This window comes from Thermaurantiacus sp. (assembly GCF_053487655.1).
In genome coordinates this window covers 1-17,235 of record NZ_JBRCLD010000059.1, presented here as the reverse complement: position 1 = coordinate 17,235, position 17,235 = coordinate 1, and the positions used below count along the sequence as shown (strand labels likewise).

At 65.9% G+C, this 17,235-nt stretch carries 18 protein-coding genes and 1 tRNA gene; 10 read left to right on the top strand and 9 right to left on the bottom strand.

The window, feature by feature from the left end:
• Positions 1-39: 39 nt before the first annotated feature.
• Positions 40-116: transfer RNA gene (locus ACWIQA_RS06570), tRNA-Asp, on the bottom strand.
• A gap of 52 nt (positions 117-168) precedes the next feature.
• Positions 169-1,083 carry a haloalkane dehalogenase gene (locus tag ACWIQA_RS06565; RefSeq protein WP_448582269.1) on the bottom strand — a complete coding sequence of 305 codons (915 nt, stop codon included), beginning with the start codon at positions 1,081-1,083 and terminating at the stop codon, positions 169-171.
• A gap of 110 nt (positions 1,084-1,193) precedes the next feature.
• Here ACWIQA_RS06565 and hemF point away from each other — a divergent pair, with 110 nt between their 5' ends.
• Positions 1,194-2,075, top strand: coding sequence for an oxygen-dependent coproporphyrinogen oxidase (gene hemF, locus ACWIQA_RS06560; RefSeq protein WP_448582268.1), 882 nt, complete (start codon positions 1,194-1,196; stop codon positions 2,073-2,075).
• A gap of 3 nt (positions 2,076-2,078) precedes the next feature.
• Here hemF and ACWIQA_RS06555 read toward each other — a convergent pair whose 3' ends face one another.
• The 4 genes from ACWIQA_RS06555 to ACWIQA_RS06540 all read right to left on the bottom strand — a co-directional run bounded on the left by ACWIQA_RS06555 (position 2,079) and on the right by ACWIQA_RS06540 (position 4,088).
• The gene (locus tag ACWIQA_RS06555; RefSeq protein WP_448582267.1) at positions 2,079-2,750 is read right to left on the bottom strand and encodes a glycerophosphoryl diester phosphodiesterase membrane domain-containing protein; all 672 of its coding nucleotides are present in this window, start codon (positions 2,748-2,750) and stop codon (positions 2,079-2,081) included.
• A 111-nt stretch (positions 2,751-2,861) separates the two neighbouring features.
• A complete protein-coding gene (grxD, locus tag ACWIQA_RS06550) occupies positions 2,862-3,191 on the bottom strand; it encodes a Grx4 family monothiol glutaredoxin (RefSeq protein ID WP_448582266.1) in 330 nt (109 codons plus the stop codon).
• A gap of 32 nt (positions 3,192-3,223) precedes the next feature.
• Positions 3,224-3,460 (bottom strand): BolA/IbaG family iron-sulfur metabolism protein, encoded by a 237-nt coding sequence (locus tag ACWIQA_RS06545; RefSeq protein ID WP_448582265.1) that lies wholly within the window; start codon positions 3,458-3,460, stop codon positions 3,224-3,226.
• Between the two features lie 112 nt (positions 3,461-3,572).
• The gene (locus ACWIQA_RS06540) at positions 3,573-4,088 is read right to left on the bottom strand and encodes a DUF721 domain-containing protein (RefSeq protein ID WP_448582264.1); all 516 of its coding nucleotides are present in this window, start codon (positions 4,086-4,088) and stop codon (positions 3,573-3,575) included.
• 27 nt (positions 4,089-4,115) lie between these two features.
• Here ACWIQA_RS06540 and ACWIQA_RS06535 point away from each other — a divergent pair, with 27 nt between their 5' ends.
• Together ACWIQA_RS06535 and nudC are read left to right on the top strand one after the other, a co-directional pair.
• Positions 4,116-5,180, top strand: coding sequence for an A/G-specific adenine glycosylase (locus tag ACWIQA_RS06535; protein WP_448582263.1), 1,065 nt, complete (start codon positions 4,116-4,118; stop codon positions 5,178-5,180).
• A complete protein-coding gene (nudC, locus tag ACWIQA_RS06530) occupies positions 5,177-6,052 on the top strand; it encodes an NAD(+) diphosphatase (RefSeq protein ID WP_448582262.1) in 876 nt (291 codons plus the stop codon). The genes ACWIQA_RS06535 and nudC overlap by 4 nt, the downstream gene beginning before the upstream one ends.
• Here the strand turns inward: nudC and ACWIQA_RS06525 are convergent.
• Together ACWIQA_RS06525 and ACWIQA_RS06520 are read right to left on the bottom strand one after the other, a co-directional pair.
• Entirely contained in the window at positions 5,973-8,426 is a 2,454-nt protein-coding gene (locus ACWIQA_RS06525) for a putative bifunctional diguanylate cyclase/phosphodiesterase (RefSeq protein ID WP_448582261.1), read from the bottom strand. The two genes, nudC and ACWIQA_RS06525, sit on opposite strands and share 80 nt — an antisense overlap.
• A 111-nt stretch (positions 8,427-8,537) precedes the next feature.
• Positions 8,538-9,440: a prephenate dehydratase gene (locus tag ACWIQA_RS06520; RefSeq protein WP_448582260.1), complete on the bottom strand. Its 903-nt coding sequence runs from the start codon at positions 9,438-9,440 to the stop codon at positions 8,538-8,540.
• Between the two features lie 251 nt (positions 9,441-9,691).
• On the opposite strand from ACWIQA_RS06520, the gene ACWIQA_RS06515 reads away from it, so the two are divergent.
• Positions 9,692-10,300 carry a c-type cytochrome gene (locus tag ACWIQA_RS06515; RefSeq protein ID WP_448582259.1) on the top strand — a complete coding sequence of 203 codons (609 nt, stop codon included), beginning with the start codon at positions 9,692-9,694 and terminating at the stop codon, positions 10,298-10,300.
• A 3-nt stretch (positions 10,301-10,303) separates the two neighbouring features.
• Here ACWIQA_RS06515 and ACWIQA_RS06510 read toward each other — a convergent pair whose 3' ends face one another.
• Positions 10,304-11,182, bottom strand: a complete 879-nt coding sequence (locus ACWIQA_RS06510) for an LOG family protein (protein WP_448582258.1) — start codon at positions 11,180-11,182, stop codon at positions 10,304-10,306.
• Between the two features lie 187 nt (positions 11,183-11,369).
• On the opposite strand from ACWIQA_RS06510, the gene ACWIQA_RS06505 reads away from it, so the two are divergent.
• The 6 genes from ACWIQA_RS06505 to ACWIQA_RS06480 all read left to right on the top strand — a co-directional run.
• The gene (locus ACWIQA_RS06505) at positions 11,370-12,524 is read left to right on the top strand and encodes a phosphoserine transaminase (RefSeq protein WP_448582257.1); all 1,155 of its coding nucleotides are present in this window, start codon (positions 11,370-11,372) and stop codon (positions 12,522-12,524) included.
• Positions 12,525-12,528: 4 nt separating this feature from the next.
• Entirely contained in the window at positions 12,529-13,044 is a 516-nt protein-coding gene (locus ACWIQA_RS06500; RefSeq protein WP_448582256.1) for a DUF6609 family protein, read from the top strand.
• A gap of 2 nt (positions 13,045-13,046) precedes the next feature.
• Positions 13,047-14,624 carry a phosphoglycerate dehydrogenase gene (gene serA / locus ACWIQA_RS06495; RefSeq protein WP_448582255.1) on the top strand — a complete coding sequence of 526 codons (1,578 nt, stop codon included), beginning with the start codon at positions 13,047-13,049 and terminating at the stop codon, positions 14,622-14,624.
• Complete coding sequence (locus ACWIQA_RS06490) at positions 14,624-15,736, top strand: ATP phosphoribosyltransferase regulatory subunit (RefSeq protein WP_448582254.1); 1,113 nt, start codon at positions 14,624-14,626, stop codon at positions 15,734-15,736. The genes serA and ACWIQA_RS06490 overlap by 1 nt, the downstream gene beginning before the upstream one ends.
• Entirely contained in the window at positions 15,736-17,025 is a 1,290-nt protein-coding gene (locus ACWIQA_RS06485) for an adenylosuccinate synthase (protein ID WP_448582253.1), read from the top strand. Before ACWIQA_RS06490 ends, ACWIQA_RS06485 begins: the two co-directional genes overlap by 1 nt.
• Before the next feature lie 16 nt (positions 17,026-17,041).
• Positions 17,042-17,235 (top strand): hypothetical protein (locus tag ACWIQA_RS06480; RefSeq protein WP_448582252.1); only part of this gene is annotated, 194 nt, incomplete at its 3' end.

Sequence of the window (17,235 nt, the reverse complement as noted above, 5' to 3'; positions counted from 1 at the left end):
CCGCCCACCCCCGGCTCAGCCAAAAGCGGGCCGCAACCCTGGCGCGAGTGACGGGGCTCGAACCCGCGACCTCCGGCGTGACAGGCCGGCGCTCTAACCGACTGAGCTACACCCGCGCGAGGGAAGCGGGGGCATATGGTGGGGCCCGGGGCCTGTCAAGCAGCCGCCTCAGGCATCGGCCTTCAAGCCCATGAAGGCGAGGATGTGGCGGGCCAGTTCTTCGCCGGCATCTTCCTGAATAAAATGACCCGCTTGCCGGACAATGGCATGGGGCTGGCCTTCGGCCCCGGCGATGCGCTGCTGGAACAGCGTTGCATAGGGCGCAGTCACTGGGTCGCTGTCGCTGAAAAGGGTAAGGAAGGGCCGTTCGAACTGGGCAAGCGTTTGCCAAGCCAGCCGGTTGGCCTGGGCAGCCGGGTCCTCAGGCCGCAGCGGCACGAGTACGGGAAGCCGCCTGGCAGCCGCCTTGCTGCGCTCATCTGGAAACGGAGCATTGTAGGCGGCTCTTGCTCCAGCTGAAATTCCACGCGCTGTTGCCTGGTGGACGATTCCGCCACAATCGAAGACCTCCACGCGCTGGCTATAGGCCCGCCAGCGCAAGAAGGCCTCTGTGGGTGCACGGTCCCCATCGGGCAGGAAGGTGTTGGAGGCAACGACGCGTGCAAACCGGCCTGGCCGCGCAGCAACCAGGCGCAAGCCAAGAAGGCCACCCCAGTCCTGGCAGAAGAGCGTGACGTCGAGGAGGTTCTGGGCGTCAAACCACTGGACAAGCCAGGAGACCAGGAGTTCGTAGGTGAGCTGGTTGGCGTGCACCGGCTTGTCAGACTGGCCAAAACCGAAGAGATCGGGTGCGACCACGCGTGCACCTGCGGCGACCAGAAGCGGCATCATCTTGCGGTAGAGATAGGCCCAGGTCGGCTCGCCGTGCAGCAGCAGAACAATGGGGCCGTCTGCCGGCCCATCCGAATAGTGGGCCGTGCGCACCAGGCCGAAAGGCATCAGGGGAATATCGGTAAAGGCTGGCGTATAGGACCAGTCCTCGAGGTTGCGGAAATGGCTGTCGGGGGTGCGGTAGAGGGTCATGGATGCCCCTTTTCTGCGGCTGGCCGGTCCTTGCCGCTGCGGCTTGCCGTCGGCAAGGGGGAGGGCAACTCAGCTTGCAAGGTGCCCAAACTGCGGGCAAGACCCACAGCATGGACACAGAAACCAGAAAGGCGCGCGCCAGCGCCTGGTTTAGGACCCTTCGAGACCAGATTTTCACAGCCTTTGAGGCGATCGAAGCGGAGAGTGCAGACATCCCCGTGCTGCCTGGAGCACCAGCCGCACCGGGCCGGTTCCAGACTCGGGAATGGACAAGGACCGACGCAACCGGCGAGCCCGGCGGCGGCGGCACGATGGGGATCATGAAGGGCCGCGTCTTCGAGAAGGTCGGTGTCAATATCTCAACTGTTCACGGCCGCTTCCCGGATGACTTCGCAAAGACAATTCCCGGCGCCGAGGACGACCCCAGCTTCTTTGCAACCGGGATCAGCCTGGTTGCCCACATGGCCAATCCCAATGTCCCCGCCGTTCACATGAACACGCGCTTTCTGGTGACGACGAAATCCTGGTTCGGCGGCGGCGCTGACCTCAACCCTGCCCTGCCCCGCGCCGAAGATACGGCCGATTTCCACGCCGCGTTCAAGGCGACCTGCGACGCCCATGGCGAGGACCATTGGAACCGCTTCTCAAAATGGTGCGAGAGCTATTTCTTCATTCCCCATCGCAACCGCCCCCGCGGCGTGGGCGGCATCTTCTACGACTATCTCGAATGCCCAGATGATGCTGCGTTCGAGGCCAATTTCGCCTTCACGCGGGCAGTGGGCGAAACCTTCGTCCGCATCTTTCCCAAGATCGTGCGCCGGCGCATGGCCGAGCCGTGGGATGCAGAGGCACGCCTTGCACTCCTGCGCTACCGCGGCCTCTATGCTGAATTCAACCTCGTCTATGACCGCGGCACCGTTTTTGGCCTGAGGACCGGCGGCAATACTGATGCAATCCTGATGAGCCTTCCTCCCGAAGCCCGCTGGGACTGATGGCTAGCGAGCAAGCACCCGGTAGGTCTGGCCGGCAACCAGTGCAAGGAGAATGGTAAGACTCGCCTGGAGCAGGGCGAGCATCAGGCCATTGACCCACTGGGCAGCTCCCCATCCACTCGCGGGATTGCCAAGCACGAGCGTTGCAATGGCAGCGATCGGCGCGGCCACAGCAATGAGCAGCACTGCCATCAGGAAGAAGCTGACGAGAAGCCCAAGCAGCAGCGCGATGACGCCAAGGCTCCGCCCGCTCGTCAGCTGCCAGCTCCGCTGCAGGGCAGCAACAATGCCCTCCCCCTCAGCGATAAGCGCAGGCAGCGCGAGAAGCAGGCGAGCAAAGACATAGAAGCCAAGGCCAGCAACGCCCGCGCCCACAAGGGCAAGGCCCGGCTGGGCCAACGCCATCGTCTGCAGACCAAGCGATACTGGCAGCGCCTGCGCGAAGCCGATGAGGAAGCCTTGCGGCACCTTCGGCAAAAGACGACCAAGCAAGGCACCGACCGTCTCGCCTGCCTGCCCGATCGCAAGCGCTGTCACAAACAGCTGGGCGAGGATGCTGAGCGCAAGCACGGGGAGAAAAAGCAGAGCCACTCCCACGTTGGGCTCATCCACTTCCGCCTTAGGATCGAGAAGATCAAGGCCGATCGCCCGCAAAAGAAGTAGAAGCGGAAGCACCAGCAATGCCCCCGCGACAGGCGCAATCGCCCAACCTTCGCGGCGCAGACAGTCACGCACCCCGGGCAAGACGTCGGAAAGCTGCGGTCCCCCTGCTACCACCATTTCCGCCTATTCGGCGGAAGAGATGCCGGTTTCGGCGAGAAGTGCCTGAAGCTCGCCAGCCTCGAACATCTCCATCATGATGTCCGAGCCGCCAATGAACTCGCCCTTCACATAAAGCTGCGGGATCGTCGGCCAGTCACTGAAGGTCTTGATCCCCTGCCGAATCTCCGGATCTTGCAGCACATCCACATCCCGGAAGGGGACGTCGAGATGATCGAGAATGGCCACTGCACGGCTTGAGAAGCCGCATTGCGGAAAGTCGCGCGTGCCCTTCATGAAAAGCACGACATCGTTCTGCGCCAGAATCTGCGCAATCCGCTCACCCACTGCGTCCATGACAACGCCTTTCTGCCTGTGCCCTGCGCCCGTCAAGCCTCGCGCGGCTTTGTTGTAAGGCGAAGCGCGTGCAGCGCCTGGCCCATATCGGTTCCAATCGCCTCATAGACCAGCCGGTGCTGCCGCACGCGCGAAAGGCCAGCAAAGGCAGAAGACACAACGGTTGCTTCCCAATGGTCATTATCCCCCCCGAAGTCGACCAGCTCGACTTCGGCATCAGGAAGCGCACGCTGGATCCGGCGCACAATCTCCTCTCCGGTCATCGGCATGGCCCATCACTCCCGATCGCGCAGCGCACCCAAACTCTGACAGAATTGCTCCGCAATCAAATAGCCCCAGTGCGGTGCAGCTGCAACTGTTCAAGACCAGGCACGCGTCCACTCAGCCAATCCTCGGGGGACCGCGGCTGCAGGCAACCGCCCGCGCCAGGTCCTCAAGCGCCGAGCGCAGGCCAGGATCCGCAATTGACCGCAGCGACGGGCCCGGTTCCAGTGCAGGCGGCGCTTCTTCCCTCCTGTCCGATCGGTCGGATGCAACGCAGACCGGCCCTTGCACCAGCCGGATCCGACCGACAGCCATATAGCCGAGAATCCGGTTGCAGCGCTCGCGAATCACTGGCTCGGCATGCTGCAGCTGGAGCGCGAAAGGCCCTTCGACTCGAACGACAAGCGTTGCTCCTTCGCTCGCGCCGCGGCCGCGGGCCGGGCGCAGGCTCTCCGGCACAGACCAGCGTGCCAAGCTGGGGCCGACGATGTCGCGCCAGCGGGCAACAAGCTGCCCTTGTGCAAAACCAAACCGCCGGAAGGCGCGTGCACCAGCGCCGCCGAGCAGGTCGCCAACCGGTCTCGGCTGGCCCTGGCGCTGGGGGGGACTTTCCTCGTTCGCGCGCTTTCGCATCTGGAACTGCTGTGCCAGAGCGCGGCTGTGCCCGTCGAGACCCCGCGTGCTGAAGCTCACCCCGCCGCTTCTCGTCTGCTTGCCTGGTATGACGCCAACGCACGGGAGCTGCCGTGGCGGCAGCCGCCAGGTTCAACCACCCAACCAGACCCTTACCGCGTCTGGCTTGCGGAAGTGATGCTCCAGCAGACGAGCGTTGAGGCAGCTGCTGGCTACTTCCATCGCTTCGTTGCGCGGTGGCCAACCGTCCTGGCGCTTGCAGCTGCAGATCCTGCGGACGTCCTCGCTGCCTGGGCCGGTCTTGGCTACTATGCTCGCGCCCGCAACCTCTTGGCCTGTGCCCAGAAGATCGCCGCCGCCGGCGGCCACTTCCCTCGAACCGAGGCGGAGCTGCGGGCTCTGCCCGGAATAGGGCCCTATACGGCAGCTGCCATTGCAGCCCTTGCCTTCGGTCAGCCTGCCGTGCCCGTGGATGCCAATCTCGCTCGCGTGGGTGCACGGCTGTTCGGGCTCGATGTGGCCGGGTCGGTGCTGGAGAGTGCGGTTGGCAAGGCGTTTCAGCCGCTCGTGCCAGCTTGCCGGCCAGGCGATTTCGCCCAGGCACTGATGGACCTTGGCGCCATGATCTGCCGCCCACGCGCGCCCCGCTGTGACTCCTGCCCGCTGTGCGACCTCTGCGTCGCCCGGCACCAGGGCCAAACCGATGCCCTGCCAAGGCGCCCGGCGAAGCGGCCGCGGCCGCGCCGGTTCGGAACCGCGTGGTTCGTGGAAGCAAGAGGCAAGGTCGCGCTCATCCGGCGGCCGCCACGCGGGCTTCTTGGCGGCCTGCTTGCGCTTCCGGGCACAGCCTGGGGGGCAGACGCGCTGCCAAGCCTCCCCTTCCCCGGCGCCTGGCGCTGGGCAAGCGCGCCGGTTGTCCACGGCTTCACCCACTTCGAACTGCATCTCGCCATTGCCGCCATCTCCATCGACCGGCCGCGCACGTTCGTCGAGGATGTGCTTTGGATTCCTCTAGACCAGGTCGCCGGGCTCCCCACCCTTTTTCAGAAAGCCGTGGCAGTTGCTCAACCGCTCGCAAGGGGAACGCAATGAGGGCAAACCAGGATGCGCCCGGGTTTACGGGCGGCTGCCTCGACCGGGCGGACCATCTCCGGCGTGACGAAGCGGCAATGCAGGCAGCGCGCATGCATCCGCAAGCGCGTTTCCTGATTGTTGACCGGCTGAAGCCGCTGCTTTCACCAGATGGCGATCGGCTGCTCTGGGTCAGGCGCGGGGAAGCACCGGCGGGCACCACCGTGTTCCTCGGGCTCGATGAAGAGGGCCGGCCTCATTTCGCCGTCGATGGCCCTGCTGATACCCTTCCCGGTGTTGCAACGGACGCGCGCGCTGCCGGCGCTCGCCTGCCCGGCTCTGAGGCGGCAATCGTTGCTCAGGCACGCTCGCTCCTCGACTGGCATCGCCGCCACGGTTTCTGCGCCAATTGCGGAACACCGACGGCCATGGCGAAGGCCGGATGGGCGAGGCAATGCGGGGCTTGCGGCGCTGAGCATTTTCCGCGCGTCGACCCGGTTGTCCTCATGCTCGCCGAATGCAAGGGGATGGTGCTTGTCGGGCGGCAGAAGGGCTTCCCGCCCGGTTTCTATTCCGCACTTGCGGGCTTCGTTGAGGCCGGCGAGTCGCTCGAAGAAGCCGTCAGGCGGGAATTGTGGGAAGAGGTCGGACTCCGTGTAGGGGCAGTGCGCTATGTTGCAAGCCAGCCCTGGCCCTTTCCCTCGAGCTTGATGATCGGCGCCATGGCTGCTGCTGAAAGCTTCGAGCTTCGTCTTGACGCGACGGAAATTGAAGCCGCCCGCTGGGCCGACCGGGAGGAAGTCGCCGCCGTTCTCAGGAATGCGGGGCCATGGTCGGCGCCGCCGCCGCTCGCACTTGCCCACACTCTGCTCCGCCGGTTCGTGGCGGGCTAGAGGAAGGCTCGTCAAGATCGAAATCAAGCGCGTCGGCCCCCGTCTCCTCGACAGAAAGCAGGGGCTCAGAACGCGCAAGGTGCCGCATCGCATCCTCGCTCGACATCGGGCGGCCGAAGTAGAAGCCCTGGATCTGGGCACAGCCGAGCCGCCGCATCGCCTCGAACTCGGCGCGAGTCTCGGTCCCTTCCGCAGTCGTTTCCATGCCAAGGCGGTCAGCAAGCGCAATGATGGCCTGGATGATGGCCGTCGACTCGCTGCCATCCTGCACCGAGGCGCGCACGAAGCTCTGGTCGATCTTGATCCGGTTGAACTCCACCTTCTGGAGATAGCCGAGCGAGGAATAGCCGGTCCCGAAGTCGTCGAGCGCGAAACCGACGCCCATTTCCCGCAGCCGCGCGAGTGTCTGGACTGTGCTCTCGCGCTGGTCGAGGAACACGCTTTCGGTGAGCTCGAGCTCGAGCCGGCGCGGCTCCACTCCGTGTCGCCGCAGCGCGGCGGCAATCTCCTCCACCAGATTGGGCTGGTCGAACTGAAGCGACGACAGGTTGACGGAGACCTTGATGTGGCGGGGCCAGCGGGCGGCGGCCCGCAGCGCCTCATCGAGCGCGAACTGGCCCAGGGCCCCGATCATCCCGATATCCTCGGCGATGGGAATGAAGACCGCAGGCGAGATTTCGCCTTCGCGCGGGTGGCGCCAGCGCATCAGCGCCTCAAACCCCACCACGCGCTCATCCAGCGCATCGACAATCGGCTGGAACATGAGGCTGATCTCATTGCGCTCGAGCGCTGAGCGCAAGTCGAGCTCAAGCGCCCGCCGGGCTTCGGCGCGTGCGTGCATCTCGCGGTCATAGCGGCGCACGCTGCCGCGGCCCTTCCCTTTGACGTCATAGAGCGCAAGGTCAGCTGCGCGCATGAGGGCCTCGACGCTATTGCCATCCTCCGGGCCGATGGCAAGGCCGACACTCGCTCCCACACGCGCCTCCGAGCCGGCGAGCGCAAACGGCCGCGACAGCTCGCCAATCAGCTGCTCGCCAAGCAGCGTCGCGGCGGCGGCATCCGAAGAGCGGAGGACGACAGCAAATTCGTCGCCCCCGAGCCGACCCACCTGCCCTGCGGAGCCAACGACCGCACGCAAGCGCGCCGCCACCTCGGCGAGAAGCTGGTCGCCGGCGGAATGGCCGAGACTGTCATTGACCACCTTGAAGCGATCAAGATCAACGAAGAGCAGGGCAACGCCAGTCGGCCCCTGCAGCCCATCGGCAATGGCGGTGTGAATGATCCGGCGATTGACGAGCCCAGTCAGCGAATCAAAGGTTGCAAGCTCGACAATCCGCTCGGCGCTCTTCTGGCGGTCGGTGATGTCCGATCCAACTCCGCGATAGCCCCGGTAGGCGCCATCCGCATCGAACTTCGGCGTGCCCGAGAGTGACCAGAAGCGATCCTGGTCAGCGACACGGACCCGGACTACGACATCGCGGAAAGGTTCACGGCGCACCACGGCCCGAAAGAGAGGCGCTGCGCTGCGGCGGTCAGTGAAAAGCGAAAGCCAGTTGCGCCCGAGCAGGGCCTCGACAGTCGAATTGGCGGCCTCGGCGAAGCGATTGGAAACGAAGGTCAGATGGCGGCGCTGGTCGAATTCGAACAGCCAGTCGCTGCCATTGGCCTCGAACTCGTTCAAGAGCAGGCGAACCACTTCCTCCTGCTCCACCAGCCGCTCCTGAGTCCGGAGACGGGCGATGAAGGCGAAGGTGGTGAGCGCATTGCCCCTCACAATCACCAGGAGAAAGGCGAGCAAGATGAGGAGGATGAAGGTGCTGAATGGCCAGTCTGAGCGCATGACGCCAAGCGCAGTCCCAGCCGCGATCGGCCCAGAGAGGGCGAGTGCCCCCAGCGGAAAGACGGCCGTTGCGTAAGCTGTGGTGCCAATGCCGACGAGCGTCATTCCCACCACGAGGGCAAGCTGGGCCGCATCAAGCCCGGGAAGCATGGCAGCAAACAGCAGGCCCCACGCCGTGCCGACGAGGCCCATCTCGAGCATCACTTGCACCGTGTAGCGCCGGGTGGCCGGGGTCTGCCGACCGCTGCGCGCCTCTTTGAGCTGGCGCCAGACGAAGTGGACACTCATCCCGGTCTGGACCAGCATCCAGAAGACGAGGATGTCGGTTGGCGCCTTGTGGGCCAGCGCGGCCAGCACCACGCTGGTATTGCCGATCGCAACGGCAAGCGTGAAGGGAAGATAGCGGGCAAGAAAATCGAGCTGCGTTGCCCGCACGCGCGACCAGAAGGGGTCATGCTCGGGCCCGATAGTGAATAGGTCGCGCCAGCTGACGGCATGGGCCGCAGCAACCGGCGGCTTGAACTGGAAGCTCATGGCAAGGGTTCAGGAAGGCACAAGCCCGCCGCAGAGAGCGCAAGCTTCCGGATTGGGACCCATGCCAAGAACGCCTTCACACCCACCGGAACGGCCACGCTGGGCTTTCGTTTAGCTCTCCTCCCAGTCGGCAGCAGCAGGGTAGCAGCCGAGCATCCGGACCCACTTCGAATGGAAGGCGAGTTCCTCAAGCGCGCGTGCAACAGCAGGCGCATCCGGTGTTCCCTCGATGTCGATGAGAAACTGGGCAGCCGTGAACGAGCCACCGGAAACATGGCTTTCCAGCCGCGAGAGATTGACTCCATTGGTGGCAAAGCCGCCGAGCGCCTTGAAGAGCGCTGCCGGGATATTCTTGACTTCAAAGGCAAGGGTCGTCTTGGCTGGCCCGGCAAGCGGCAGTGCGAGTGGCGCGCGCGCCAAGAGCAAGAAGCGAGTCCGGTTGTGGTCGGCGTCTTGCAAGTTGTCCGCAAGGACGCAGCAGCCATAGAGCTCCGCTGCCAGCGCGGACGCGAGTGCACCGAGGTGGCGCTCGTCGCGCGCCATGATTTCCGCAGCCGCCGCCGCAGTGTCAGCGAAAGGGACAGGGCGGAGCCCGAGCGCCTTCAGCCGCCGGCGGCATTGTCCGAGCGCCTGGGGGTGGGAGAGCACCTCGCGCAGTTCAGCACTTGCAACGCCAGGCCGGGCAAGCAGGCAATGCTCGACCTTGACGAAAGTTTCGCCAACGATTGCAAGTCCGCTTTCAGGAAGCAGGAAATGCACGTCCGCAACACGCCCGTGCAAGCTGTTCTCCACAGGAATTGCGGCCTGCCCTGCCTCGCCGTCGATTACGGCCTGGATTGCGTCCTCGAAGCTGAAACAGGGCAGCGGCGGCGCTGCGGCATCGAACTGGCGCACCGCCTGGTGCGAATAGGCGCCAGGTGCCCCCTGGAAGGCGATGGCGCGGTCCGGCGCGGCGAGCGCTGCCGTGCGCATCGCAGCCACAAGATCGCGCGCCGGGGGTGGATAGCTGTCCATCGGCGCTGGCGCATGGCGGCAGCCGACCGCCGGGTCAATCATTCCCGCAGGCAGCCTCCGGCCGCCAATCCCGGCCCGGACCAGCAACTCCCATGCCTTGGAGCTGCGACAGCGCTGCGCGACCAGGAGGGCCCGGTTCTAGTTGCCAAGCCGCCCCTTGGTCTCTAGGAGCACGCGTGCGGCCGGGTTTCCGGCCGCTTTCTTGTGGACTCGCGCAGCGTCAGGTTGCGCAGGCGTCATGGGAGCAAATCTTGGACAGCTACGAGTGGACTCGCATTTCCGGCGCTGTTCTGACAGCGCTCATTGCTGTGCTCGGGCTCTCGATCCTCACCGGCTACATCTACACGCCTGCGGTGCCAGCCAAGCGGGGTTTCGTCGTTGAGGGAGTCGTTGCCGAAGCCGAGGAAGCCCCAGCTGCAGAGGCTGGCGAGCCGCCGATCGAGCTTTTGCTCGCCTCGGCCGACCCAGCGCGCGGCGAGGCCGCGTTCAAGAAATGCGCGGCCTGCCACTCGATCGACAAGGGCGGAGCCAATGGCATCGGCCCCAATCTCTACGGCATTGTCGGCGCCAAGCACGCCCATATCGCCGGGTTCGGCTATTCCCCTGCCCTCCAGGCCCTCGCAGACAAGCGCTGGGACTGGGCAAGTCTTTCCGAATGGCTCAAGAACCCACGGGCGGCAATCCCGGGCAACAAGATGGCCTTCGCAGGCATCAGCAAGGCGCAGGAACGCGCCGATCTCCTCGCCTACCTCAACAGCAAGAGCGACTCCCCGCTGCCGCTCCCAGCACCGCCTGCAGCCGCACCGGAAGCAGCCGCCGCGCCTGCAGAAGAGCCAGCCACAGAACAAGCTGCGACCTGATCCTCACACCGTTGCGGCCGCCTCGGCCCTGGCGGTTGCACAGATGTGGGCCCAAGCCTCATCGGCCGTTTCCACCATGTGGAGGAGATCAAGATCCTTGGGGTCGATTACCCCCTCTTCGGCCAGCGCCGGGAAGTTGATGATCCGGCTCCAGTAATCGCGGCCGAACAGCACAAGCGGCACGGGCTGCATCTTGCCGGTCTGAACAAGAGTCAAGAGCTCGAACAGCTCATCAAGCGTGCCATAGCCTCCGGGAAAGACCGCAACCGCCCGCGCCCGCATGAGAAAGTGCATCTTGCGGACGGCGAAATAGTGAAACTGGAAGCTCAAAGCCGGGGTCACATAGGGGTTGGGCTGCTGCTCGTGCGGCAGTACCACATTGAGCCCGATCGAGGGCGCCCCGGCATCGGCAGCACCGCGGTTTGCTGCTTCCATGATCGAGGGGCCGCCGCCCGAACAGACCACAAAGTCGCGGCGCCCATCCGCCCCGCACGGACGCGAAGAGGCAAGGAAAGCAAGCCGGCGCGCCTCGTCATAATAGCGGGACTTGGCTGCCAGCCGCTCGGCAACTGCCCGCTCGGCCGGAGTCCGGGCCGCAGCCACCAGCGCCGCGGCGGCCTCTGGCGCTGGGATCCGGGCTGAGCCATAGACGACGAGGGTCGAGGCTATCCCGGCTTCTGCCAGCATGAGCTCGGGCTTCAGGAGCTCGAGCTGGAGCCTGACTGGACGCAGGTCTTCGCGCAGCAGGAAGTCGAGGTCCTGGAAGGCGAGGCGATAGGCCGGATGCTCGGTTTGCGGGCTCTTCGCCACGCCGGCAGAGCGGGCGGCATCAACGGCGGCGGAGCGGAGGGTGTGAACCTCTCTTGAAGCACGATCGGTCATTACCAGCCCCTTGGACCAGTTCGGCCTGCCAGGCAAAAGACAATCAGATTGCACAGGAGGCACATGGCAGGAGGCACATGGCAGGAAGCGTTCAGCCACAGGCCTTGACAGTCTGAGCCGCCGGCCGCCATGGCGCGCCTGGGCCACGCCGCCCCAACGCGGCGCGTGCTCTCTGGAAGGAGAGACCATGACGACGACTGCTGCTGCGCTCTGTCCGCGCGCTCCCGAACCGCCTGCCCTCCGCCCTGCTCGGCCCCATTTCTCCTCTGGCCCCTGTGCCAAGCGCCCCGGCTATGAGCTTGCCCGCCTCCCAACCGACAGTCTCGGCCGTTCGCACCGGGCGAAGATCGGCAAAAGCCGGCTTGCTGAGGCAATCGCGCGCACACGCGCCTTGCTCGCGGTGCCCGCCGACTACCGGATCGGAATCGTGCCTGCCTCTGACACCGGCGCGTTCGAGATGGCGATGTGGACTCTGCTTGGCGCCCGCCCAGTCACTGCCCTTGCTTGGGAAAGCTTCGGCGAGGGCTGGGTGACGGATGCAGCAAAGCAGCTGAAGCTCGCGCCCGCCATCTTGCGCGCGGACTATGGCCATCTCCCCGATCTCGCGGCGGTCGATTTTGCAACTGACGTCCTCTTCACCTGGAACGGCACCACTTCTGGCGTGCGGGTGCCGAACGGCGACTGGATCCCCGAGGATCGCGAGGGGCTGACGCTTTGCGACGCCACGTCGGCGGCCTTTGCCCAGCCGCTCCCCTTCGCGAAACTCGATGTGACAACCTTCTCCTGGCAGAAGGTGCTGGGCGGCGAAGGCGCGCATGGAGTCCTCATCCTCTCCCCGCGCGCCGTCGAGCGGCTTGAAAGCTGGAGCCCGCCTTGGCCGCTGCCGAAGATCTTCCGGCTGGTCAAAGGCGGCAAGCTCATCGAGGGCATCTTCGCCGGCGAAACGATCAACACCCCCTCCATGCTCTGCGTTGAAGACTATCTCGATGCGCTGCGCTGGGCGGAGTCAATTGGCGGCCTTCCTGCGCTCCACGCCCGCGCCGACGCCAATGCCGAAGCCCTGCAAGCCTGGATCGACCGCACGCCATGGGCAAGGAATCTCGCCGCCGACCCGGCGACTCGCTCCAACACGTCGGTCTGCATCGCGGTCGACGGCCCGGCCGACCTTCCCAAGTCGATCGCAGGCCTTCTCGAGCAAGAGGGTGTCGCCTTCGACATCAATGGCTATCGGGATGCGCCGCCCTCGCTTCGGATCTGGTGTGGCGCAACGGTTGACACCGCCGACATCGAGGCGCTGGGCCCCTGGCTCGACTGGGCCTACGCTGTCACAAGCGAGCGCTGACCCGGTGGATTCCCTCCTGGCACCCTTTCCGCTCCTGCGCGCGGGCGGCTTCTTTCTGGTCAGCGCCGGCTTGTTCTTCGGTGTGTCGCGGCTGGATACGAAACGCGAGGCGCACTGGACGGTGGTCGCCTTCGGCGCCGGTGCCCTCGCGGCCACCTTCGCGCTCGCGCTCAAGCCGTCGCTCGGCCAGCCCAACCTGCTTCATTGGACTGCACTCGGCGCCGGTATCCTGTTCGAGATCGCGGGGATCGCCTTTGCGAGACGCCGCTTCGCGGCCGATGCGCGCCGCGCCGATCTCGCCATCCTGATCGTTGGCCTCCACTTCCTGCCGATGGTGCCCGCCATCGGGCCGCTCATCGGGATTGTCGGCCTCCTTTGCGTCGCCAATGCGGCCTGGGCCTGGCCCCGGTCCCACATTTCCCTTCGCCGTATTGGCCTTGTCGATGCCGGGCTCAAGATCGGCTTCGGTCTGGCCATGGCGCTTGCCCACCCGATCGCGCTGTCGAGCAGCTGGAGCTGAAAATGCCCAAGGTTCTGATTTCCGACAAGATGTCGCCCAAGGCCGCCGAGATCTTCCGCTCGCGCGGGATCGAGGTGGACGAGAAGCCTGGCCTCGCGAAAGAGGAGCTCAAGGCCATCATCGGTGACTATGACGGGCTTGCGATCCGCTCCTCGACAAAGGTGACAGCAGATCTCCTTGCTGCTGCCACCCGCCTCAAGGTTGTGGGGCGCGCTGGCATCGGCGTTGACAATGTCGATGTGGCCGCCGCCTCGGCCCGCGGCATCGTCGTCATGAACACGCCCTTCGGCAACTCCATCACCACGGCTGAGCATGCGATTGCACTCATGTTCGCGCTCGCCCGCCAGCTGCCCGAAGCCGATGCCTCAACCCAGGCCGGCAAGTGGGAGAAAAACCGCTTCCTGGGTGTGGAGCTCACCGCCAAGACGCTTGGCCTCATCGGCTGCGGCAACATCGGCGGGATTGTCGCCGACCGTGCCCATGGCCTCCGCATGAAGGTCATCGCCCATGATCCCTTCCTCACTCCCGAGCGCGCGCAGGATCTGGGCGTCGAGAAGGTCACGCTCGACGAGCTCCTTGCCCGGGCCGACTTCATCTCGCTGCATACGCCTCTCACCGACAGCACCCGCAACATCCTCTCGCGCGAGAATCTCTTGAAGACCAAGCGGGGGGTCCGGATCATCAACTGCGCCCGCGGCGGCCTTATCGATGAGGCAGCACTGAAGGAACTCCTTGATTCCGGCCATATCGCCGGCGCCGCGCTCGACGTTTTCCAGGAGGAGCCGGCAACCGCCTCGCCGCTGTTCGGAACGCCCGGCTTCGTCTCAACACCCCATCTCGGCGCCTCAACCGAGGAAGCACAAGTCAATGTCGCGATCCAGGTCGCTGAGCAGATGGCCGATTTCCTGCTGACCGGCGCAATTGAGAATGCACTCAACATGCCCTCGGTCTCGAGCGAGGAAGCCCCCAGGCTCCGGCCCTACATGTCGCTTGCGGAGAAGCTGGGTGCACTTGCAGGCCAGCTTGAAGGCGCCGAGATCCGCTCCATCACCGTCGAGGCGGAAGGCGCTGCTTCTGAGCTCAACATCAAGCCCATCACCGCGGCAGCCGTGGCGGGTGTCATGCGCCAGTTCTCCGACACCGTGAACATGGTGAACGCGCCCTTCATTGCCCGCGACCGCAACATCGAGATCGCCGAAGTCCGCCATGAGCGCGACACCGACTACCAGACGCTGCTCACTGTCACTCTGCGCACGCCCGCCGGCGAGCGCGCAGTCGCCGGCACTCTTTTTGCAGGATCGACCCCGCGCCTGGTCGAGATCGGCGGCATCAAGGTCGAGGCGGATTTCGCACCGCGCATGCTCTACATCGTCAACGAAGACAAGCCGGGCTTCATCGGCCGGCTCGGCACGCTGCTCGGCGATGCCGGAGTCAACATCGGCACCTTCCACCTCGGCCGGCGCGATGCCGGCGGAGAAGCTGTCCTGCTGCTCTCGGTCGACCAGTCGATCCCCGAGCCCTTGATGTGGGAGCTGTGCCGGCTGCCGGGTGTTCGCACGGTCAAGGCACTCGGTTTCTGATGCTTCGCCCCGCCCTTCTGCCGGAGGGCTTCCGCGACCGGCTTCCGCCCGAAGCTGAGGCCGTTGCAACTTTGCTCAGGACCGTGCTCGATACCGTCGCGGCCCATGGCTATGCCCGAGTCCAGCCGCCCTTGGCCGAGCGCGAGGCCGAGCTCGGCCGCTTTGTCGATATGCCCAGCACGACCCGGCTGTTCCGGGTCGTCGATCCGCTGACCGGCGATGGCCTGGCCCTCCGACCGGATATAACAGCGCAAGTTGCGCGCATTGCCGCAACCCGCCTTGCCGGCCAGCCCCGGCCGCTCCGGCTGGCCTATGGCGGAGCAACCGTCCGGGCCCGTGGCAGCGAGCTCGACCCGGCTCGCGAGCGCACCCAGGCCGGTGCCGAACTCATCGGCGATGATGGCATCGAGGCCGCCGTCGAGGTCATCCGGGTCGCAGTCGAGGCACTCCGAGCCTGCGGCCTTGAAGACGTGACCGTCGAGTTGGCGCTTCCAGACCTCGTCGGGCGGCTTGCGGCCGGGCCATGGCCGGTCGCTGATCCCGCAGCAGTCGCAAGGGCGCTTGATGGCAAGGACCGCGGCGCGCTTGCCGGCCTCGGGGCGTCTGCCTATGCCGCGCTGCTCGATGCCACCGGGCCCGCGGATGAGGCGCTGGCCCGGCTGCGGGAACTGAGCCCCGCCGATCCGGTTGCCGATCTCGTCGAGCGGGCCGGCGAACTTTGTGCAGCGCTCGGCCTCGCCGCAGTCCGGATCGACCCGACCGAACGGCACGGGTTCGAATATCAGAGCTGGCTCGGCTTTTCCCTGTTCGGCGCAGCGGCCGGCACCCCGCTGCGCCAGGAGGTGGGCCGTGGCGGCACCTACGGCATCCGCCACGGCGATGGCAGCCGCGAGCCGGCGGTCGGCTTTTCGCTCTATGTCGACCCGCTTGCGGAAGCGGGGCTCGGGGTTTCGCTGAGGCGGCGGGTGTTCCTGCCGCTTGGAACGCCCCCGGAAGTGGGCGCCAGGCTGCGCGCCGCAGGCGATGCGACGGTTGCTGCACTCTCGCCCCTGGATACAGCCGAGCGCCTCGGCTGCACGCACCGCTGGAATGGCAGGGAGGTGGCCGGCTGATGGCCAATGTCGTGGTGATCGGCGCCCAGTGGGGTGACGAGGGCAAGGGCAAAATTGTCGACTGGCTCTCGGCGCGGGCCGATGTGGTAGTGCGCTTCCAGGGTGGCCACAATGCTGGGCACACGCTGGTCGTGGGCGAGACCACTTACAAGCTCTCATTGCTGCCCTCGGGCGTGGTCCGGGGCACGCTCTCTGTCATCGGCAACGGCGTGGTGCTCGATCCTTGGGCGCTTGCCGATGAAATCGCGCGGCTCTCTGCCCAGGGCATTTCGATCGCACCCGACAAGCTCCAGATTTCCGAGACCTGCCCGCTCATCCTGCCCTTCCACCGCGATCTTGACGCCCTTCGCGAGGATGCAAGCGGCGCCGGCCGCATTGGCACCACCCGACGCGGCATCGGCCCAGCTTACGAAGACAAGGTGGGGCGCCGGGCGCTCCGGCTGTGCGATCTTGCCGATCTTGCTGCGGCCGCGCCGCAGATCGAGCGGCTGCTCGCCCACCACAATGCGCTGCGCGCTGGCTTCGGGGTGGCGCCGATCGACCGGGATTCGCTCGTCGCCGAGCTCCAGGCCATCGCGCCCGCCATCCTGCCCTTTGCCGCGCCAGTGTGGCAGACTCTTGCCACCAAGCGGCGGCAGCGGGCGCGCATCCTGTTCGAAGGCGCGCAAGGGGTGCTGCTCGATGTCGACCACGGCACCTATCCCTTCGTCACCTCGTCGAATACAGTCGCAGGCGCAGCGGCAGCCGGGGCCGGGCTTGGGCCAGGCGCCCTCTCCTACACGCTCGGGATCGTCAAGGCCTACACAACGCGTGTCGGCTCGGGCCCGTTCCCAAGCGAATTGCAGGATGAGACTGGCGAGCGGCTCGGGGTCCGCGGCCGCGAATTCGGCACCGTGACAGGGCGCAAGCGCCGCTGCGGCTGGTTCGATGCCGCACTCGTCCGCCAGACAGTGCAGGTCGCCGGGATCGACGGGATCGCGCTCACCAAGCTCGACGTGCTCGATGGCTTCCGCGAGCTTCTGGTCTGCGTCGGCTACCAGGTCGGCAGGCGCAGGCTCGACCATCTGCCAGCCCGCATCAGCGATGCCATGGCGGCCGAGCCCATCTACGAGCAGTTCGAAGGCTGGGCTGAGAGCACGGCGGGCGCCCGCAGCTGGGCCGAGCTTCCAGCTGCGGCCATCAAATATATCCGCCGGATCGAGGAGCTGATCGACTGCCCGGTCGCGCTCGTTTCCACCTCACCCGAGCGCGACGACACCATCCTCGTGCGCGACCCGTTCCGGGACTGAGCACGAACCGGCCGGGGTGCTTGCCGAGGGCGCCCTCATAGATCTGGCGGATGGTGGGCCAGTCCGCCGCGAAATCGCCCGACGGCATGAGTTCGCCGGCGATGCGCACCGTTTTCGTACCATAGTCGAGGATGCTGAAGACGATGGGCACGCCGGCCTCGTGGGCAATCCGAAGAAGCCGATCTTCCAGCGGCCGACGGCACCACGGGT